Source organism: Actinomadura sp. BRA 177 (assembly GCF_013372625.1).
Taxonomy (GTDB): Bacteria; Actinomycetota; Actinomycetes; order Streptosporangiales; family Streptosporangiaceae; genus Spirillospora.
Genome location: NZ_JABXFD010000451.1, coordinates 1 through 5,322 on the forward strand (window position 1 = coordinate 1; position 5,322 = coordinate 5,322).

The 5,322-nt window shown below is 71.7% G+C and carries 5 protein-coding genes; 2 read left to right on the top strand and 3 right to left on the bottom strand.

Annotated features, from left to right (window positions below):
- The 3 genes from HUX53_RS26880 to HUX53_RS26890 form a co-directional block, all read right to left on the bottom strand.
- Positions 1-236, bottom strand: a 236-nt coding sequence (locus HUX53_RS26880; RefSeq protein ID WP_217919941.1) for an Rv3235 family protein, incomplete at its 3' end; no start/stop codon positions are given.
- Between the two features lie 337 nt (positions 237-573).
- A complete protein-coding gene (locus HUX53_RS26885) occupies positions 574-1,947 on the bottom strand; it encodes a PTS transporter subunit EIIC (RefSeq protein WP_176406015.1) in 1,374 nt (457 codons plus the stop codon).
- 26 nt (positions 1,948-1,973) lie between these two features.
- Complete coding sequence (locus HUX53_RS26890; protein WP_176406016.1) at positions 1,974-2,714, bottom strand: GntR family transcriptional regulator; 741 nt, start codon at positions 2,712-2,714, stop codon at positions 1,974-1,976.
- Positions 2,715-3,164: 450 nt separating this feature from the next.
- Here HUX53_RS26890 and nagA point away from each other — a divergent pair, with 450 nt between their 5' ends.
- Together nagA and HUX53_RS26900 are read left to right on the top strand one after the other, a co-directional pair.
- The gene (gene nagA / locus HUX53_RS26895; protein WP_176406017.1) at positions 3,165-4,325 is read left to right on the top strand and encodes an N-acetylglucosamine-6-phosphate deacetylase; all 1,161 of its coding nucleotides are present in this window, start codon (positions 3,165-3,167) and stop codon (positions 4,323-4,325) included.
- A partial coding sequence (locus tag HUX53_RS26900) for an SIS domain-containing protein (protein WP_255205672.1) occupies positions 4,322-5,322 on the top strand: 1,001 nt, incomplete at its 3' end. The genes nagA and HUX53_RS26900, both read left to right, overlap by 4 nt.

Here is a 5,322-nt window from a genome sequence, read left to right on the forward strand (position 1 = left end):
CCCCCCCCCCGCCCGCCCCGCACCCCCGCGCCCCCGTGCGGCGCCACCGCGCGGCACACCGCCGGGACGGCCACCAGCGACAGCTGATGCGCGGGCCGCGTCCCCGCCAGCACCTCTACGACGATCCTGACGGCCGCGTCGGCGACGGCCCGGACCTCGCCCTCCACCCCGTCCCCGGGCCGGACGACCCGCAGCCCGGGCCCCGGTACCGGCCGGACGGCGGGCCGCAGCGCCAACGCCCCCCGCGTAACGGCCACCGGCCGATATCGAATGATCCGAACCGCCGCCCGCGCGCTCGCCCGTCCACGCATGAGAACCTCCCGACTCGTTTGAGAACAGGAGTCAGCAGAGACCCCGGAAAATACGTCCTGACCACCTCCGGCCGCCCCCGTAACACCCGTGCGGGGATGCGGAAGGCGGCGGGACGCTGGGGGCGTCCCGCCGCCTTCTGGGAGCGGGTCCCGGACGGGTGCGGGGAGTCCGGGACCTTGGGAGCTGGGCCGGTGGGCTGGCCGGCCCGGGGTGGGGCGCCGCGCTACAGGGGGTGAGGGGGCGCGGCGCCCCGGGGGAGGGTCAGCCGGCCGGGGCCTCCTCGGGTTCGGCCGTGCCCTTGTCGCGGCCCCGCTTCTTCTTCTCGCCGCCGCCGAGTTCGGGGTCGGCGGCCGGGTCCACGGCGGTCGACTCCTCGTCGTCGGGTTCCCGGCCCGGGGTCGCGAAGTTGAACTTCGTGATCATGAACTTGAAGATGAAGTAGTAGAGGAAGAAGTACAGGACGCCCATGCCGAGGATCAGCCAGAGCCCCGAGGTGTTGTCCTTGCGGGCGTTCAGCAGCAGGTCGATGAGCCCGGCGGAGAAGCCGAAGCCGAGCTTGGCGCCGGCCGCCTCCAGAACGGCCATCGAGATGCCGGTGAGGACGACGTGCACGCCGTACAGGACGGGCGCGACGAACATGAACGCGAACTCGATCGGCTCGGTGACGCCGGTGACGAACGCGGTGAGCGCGGCGGACAGCATGATGCCGCCGACCGCGGGACGCCGGTGCGCGGGCGCGGCGCGCCAGATCGCGAGGGCGGCGCCGGGCAGGCCGAACATGAGGACCGGGAAGAACCCGGCGAGGAAGCCGCCCGCGCTGGGGTCGCCGGCCAGGTAGCGGTTGATCTCGCCGTGGACGACGCCGTCCGCGGTGTTGTAGTCGCCGAACACGAACCAGATGAGCGAGTTCGGGATGTGGTGCAGGCCGAAGGGCAGCAGCAGGCGGTTGATGACGCCGTAGATGCCGGCGCCGGCGGCGCCCGCCCCGGTGATCCAGTTGCCGGCGTCGGTGAGCCAGCTGCCGAGGACCGGCCAGATGAAGCCGATCACGATGCCGAGCGCCAGGCCGGCCACGGCGGTGATGATCGGCACGAACCGGCGGCCGCCGAAGAACGCGAGCCAGGTCGGCAGCTTGATCCGGTAGTACCGCTGGTACAGCAGCGCGGCGATGACACCCATCAGGATGCCGCCGAGCACGTCCGTCGGGTTCTTGGCGCCCCAGTCGATGACCTGCGCCTGTGCCCCGTCCGTCACCTTGGTGATGAGGACGTTGCCCTGCAGTTCGTCGGTGTGCGAGAACATGATCTTGGAGACCCGGTCGAAGACCAGGTAGCCGACCACGGCGGCGAGCGCCGTGGAGCCGTCGGACTTCTTGGCGAAGCCGATCGCCACACCGACGGCGAAGAGCAGCGGCAGCGCGGCGAACAGCGCGTTGCCGGCCTCACCGACGATCTCGGCGACGCGGTCCCAGCCGAGGCCGTCCGCGCCGAGCATGTCGGCCTGGCCGAAGCGCAGCAGCAGGGCGGCGGCGGGCAGCACGGCGATCGGCAGCATCAGGCTGCGGCCGATCCGCTGCAGCACCGCGAGGGCGCTCGACCCTCGGCGCGGCGCGGAGTCCACTGTTGTCGCAGTCATCGCGAGGTTCCTCCTCAGGGGTTCTTTCAGGGGTGCGGCGGGGGATTTCCGAGCGCCGTGTGGATCTGGTAGCGGTCCGCCCTGTAGGTCGACACGCCCAGCTCGGCGCACACCCCTCCGGTGTACGAGCGGCGTTGCAGGAGCAGCACGGCACTGCCCCGGGCGATCTGCAGGTGCCTGGCGTCCGCGGCGTCGGCCAGGCTGGCGTCGATGGTCTGGTCGCCCGCGTCGAAGACCAGCCCGTACACCGCTTCGAGGACGCCGTACAGGGAGCGGTCGGCGAGCCGGCGGTCGAGCAGGTCGGGGGCGAGGGCGGCCAGGATGTGCGCGCGTTCGAGGGCCATGGGCTCCCCGTCGGCGGTGCGGAGGCGTTCGATGACGTGGATCTCGGTGCCGGGTTCGACATCGAAGATCCGGGCGAGCCGCGCGTCGGCCGGGACGGTCCGGCGGTCGAGGTCGATCGCGCCCGGGCGCAGGCCGCGGGCCAGCATGTCCTCGGTGAACGAGACGAGCCGCAGCGGCATCTCGATCTTGGGCCGGGCGACGAACGTGCCCTTCCCCGGGACGCGGTAGAGCCGCCCCTCGGAGACGAGCTGGTCGACGCCCTGCCGGACGGTCATGCGGGACAGCTCGTACCGGACGCACAGCTCGCGCTCCGACGGGATCGGGGCGTCGACGGGCAGTTCCGCGCTCTCGATGAGGTCGAGCAGGATCGCGCGGAGCTGGAAGTACTTCGGTACGGGACTGTGCGGATCGATGGTGGTCACGGGGGTCCTCGATGGCCGGGGGCCGGATCGACGGGGTTCGCCGGGTTTCGACGGATGTGGTGGACGTTGCGGTGATTAGACGTTATGCGATTCGGTTCGTACTGGTCTAGGCCGGACTAGACCACAGGTCCGAAAGGTGGGTCAAGGCACGAATTTGTAACAACCCGATCACGTGCCGGCGCTGTCAAGATCGAAGAACTCCCAGGTCAGGACGGCCTCGCGGACGCGGCGTCCGGTTCCGTTCCGGCGCCGTGGCCTCTGCCGGTCGCCGCCCGAGTGCGCGGCGGACGGCCGCGGCCCGCGACGAATCCGGTACCGGACGAGTTTCGCCCCGCATCTTCTTCTCCATCCGATTCGTGGAGTATGGTGCGTACTGGTCTAGTCCGGACTAGACCAGTTGAACTCGGAGGAATCGACCCGCGATCATCGCGTCACAGAGAGCGCGCACCCATGGCATCACTCCTGATCACGGCCGACCGCATGATCATCACCCCCGCGGGCAGTCCTACCCGCGTCGTCTCCCCGGGATACGTCCGGCTGGCGGACGGGATCATCGCGGAGGCCGGCGAGGGCCGTCCGGCCGGCGCACCCGACCTCGACCTCCCCGATGGCCTGCTCGCGCCCGGCCTGGTCGACCTCCAGGTCAACGGCTTCTTCGGCTACGACATGGTCGACGCCGATGAAGACGGCTGGCGCACCGTCGTCTCCCGCCTCCCCGAGACGGGCGTGACCTCGTTCCTCCCGACGTTCATCACCGCGCCGGTCGAGACCCAGGCCGCGGCTCTGCGCAGAGCGCGAGACCTCCTGCCGTCCCTCCCCGAAGGGACGCGCGTCCTCGGCGTCCACCTTGAGGGCCCGTTCCTGTCCGAGAAGCGCAAGGGTGCGCACAACGCCACCTACCTCACCGACCCGGCGCCCGGCGCGATCAAGACCCTGCTGGAGACGGGTTTGGTCAAGCTCGTCACCCTCGCGCCCGAACGCGACGGCGCGCTGGACGCGATCCGCACGCTGACCGAGGCCGGCGTCCTGGTCAGCGTCGGGCACAGCGACGCCACCGCCGCGCAGGCCGAGGCGGCGGCAGACGCCGGCGCCCGCATGGTCACGCACATCTTCAACGCGCAGACCGGCATCAGCCACCGCGATCCGGGCGTCGCCGTGCAGGCCCTCATCGACGGCCGGCTCCACCCCGGCCTCATCCTCGACCTGCACCATGTCGCGGCCAAGGTGGCGCGGCTGGTGTTCCAGGCCGCGCCGGGACGGGTCGTGCTCGTCACCGACGCCGCGGCGTCCGCCGGGATGCCGCCCGGCACCTACGACCTCGGCGGCGAGCCCATCACGATGCCCGAGCAGGGCCCGCCGCTGCGCGCCGACGGCACCATCGCGGGCTCCGGCCTGCGGCTGGACGAGGCGGTCGGCAACGCGATCGGTCTCGGCCTCGACCCGGCCACCGCGGTGGACGCCGCGACCCGGGTTCCGGCCGACCTCATCGGACGCACCGACCTCGGCCGCATCACGCCCGGCGCGGCCGCCGACCTGGTCTGGCTCGGGCCGGACCACCGGGCGCGTACCACGTGGGTCAACGGGCAGAAACTCTTCGGAGGGGGATCATGACCAGTCAGATGCGCGCCGAGATCGGTGAGCAGCCGGACGCGCTGCGCCGGACGATCGACGCGCTCCTCCCGCGCACCGCCGACGTCGCGGCGCTCGCGCGGGAGACCCGGCAGGTGCTGTTCATCGCGCGCGGCTCGTCCGACAACGCCGCGGTGTACGGGCGCTACCTGGTGGAGGCGCACGCCGGCCGGCTGGCCACCCTCGCCGCCCCGTCCATCGCGACGACCTACAAGCGCAGGCTCGACCTGGACGGCGTGCTGGCCGTCGCGATCAGCCAGTCCGGCAAGACCGAGGAGATCGTCGAGACCCTCGACTGGGCGAAGGACTGCGGCGCCCGGACGGTCGCGGTCACCAACGGCGCCGGGTCCCCGCTGGCCGAGGCCGCCGAGGTCGCGCTGGTCACGGACGCGGGCGACGAGATCGCCGTCCCGGCCACCAAGACCTACACGACGCAACTCGCCGCGCTGTCGGTCGTCGGCCTCGGCCTCGGCGCCGACGTCGCCGCGGACGACCTTCGCCGCGTCCCCGACGAGGTCGCCCGCGTCATCGCGCTGGCGGAGGAGTCCCCGGCTCTGCCGGAGATCGTCGAGGAGCTGGCGAAGGTGCCGGGCACGGTCGTGTCCGGGCGCGGCATCGCGTTCGGTACCGCGCTGGAGCTGGCACTGAAGATCAAGGAGGCGTGCTACCTGCACGCGATGGGCCTGTCGTACGCCGACCTGCTGCACGGCCCGATCGCCGTCGTGGACGCGCAGACCCCCGCGCTGCTGGTCGCCGCCGACTCCGGCCCGACGCTGGCCGGGACCGTCGCGCTGGCCCGCCGCGTCGAGGCGGTCCCTTATACACATCTGCCGCTGCCGACGCAGAGGACAGTGTCGATCTGGCTGGGCGCCCGGCTCTTAATACAAGACCATCCGTCCTGCTCAAGAACCAGCATGCAGTTAACACACAGGGGCACCGCTGCAGCGCGACCGACGTGCTCAACACTCATCACTAGCGC

Coding starts and splice junctions, on each gene's coding strand:
- HUX53_RS26885 (WP_176406015.1), bottom strand. CDS start 1,947: ATGACTGCGACAACAGTGGACTCCGCGCCGCGCCGAGGGTCGAGCGCC.
- nagA (WP_176406017.1), top strand. CDS start 3,165: ATGGCATCACTCCTGATCACGGCCGACCGCATGATCATCACCCCCGCG.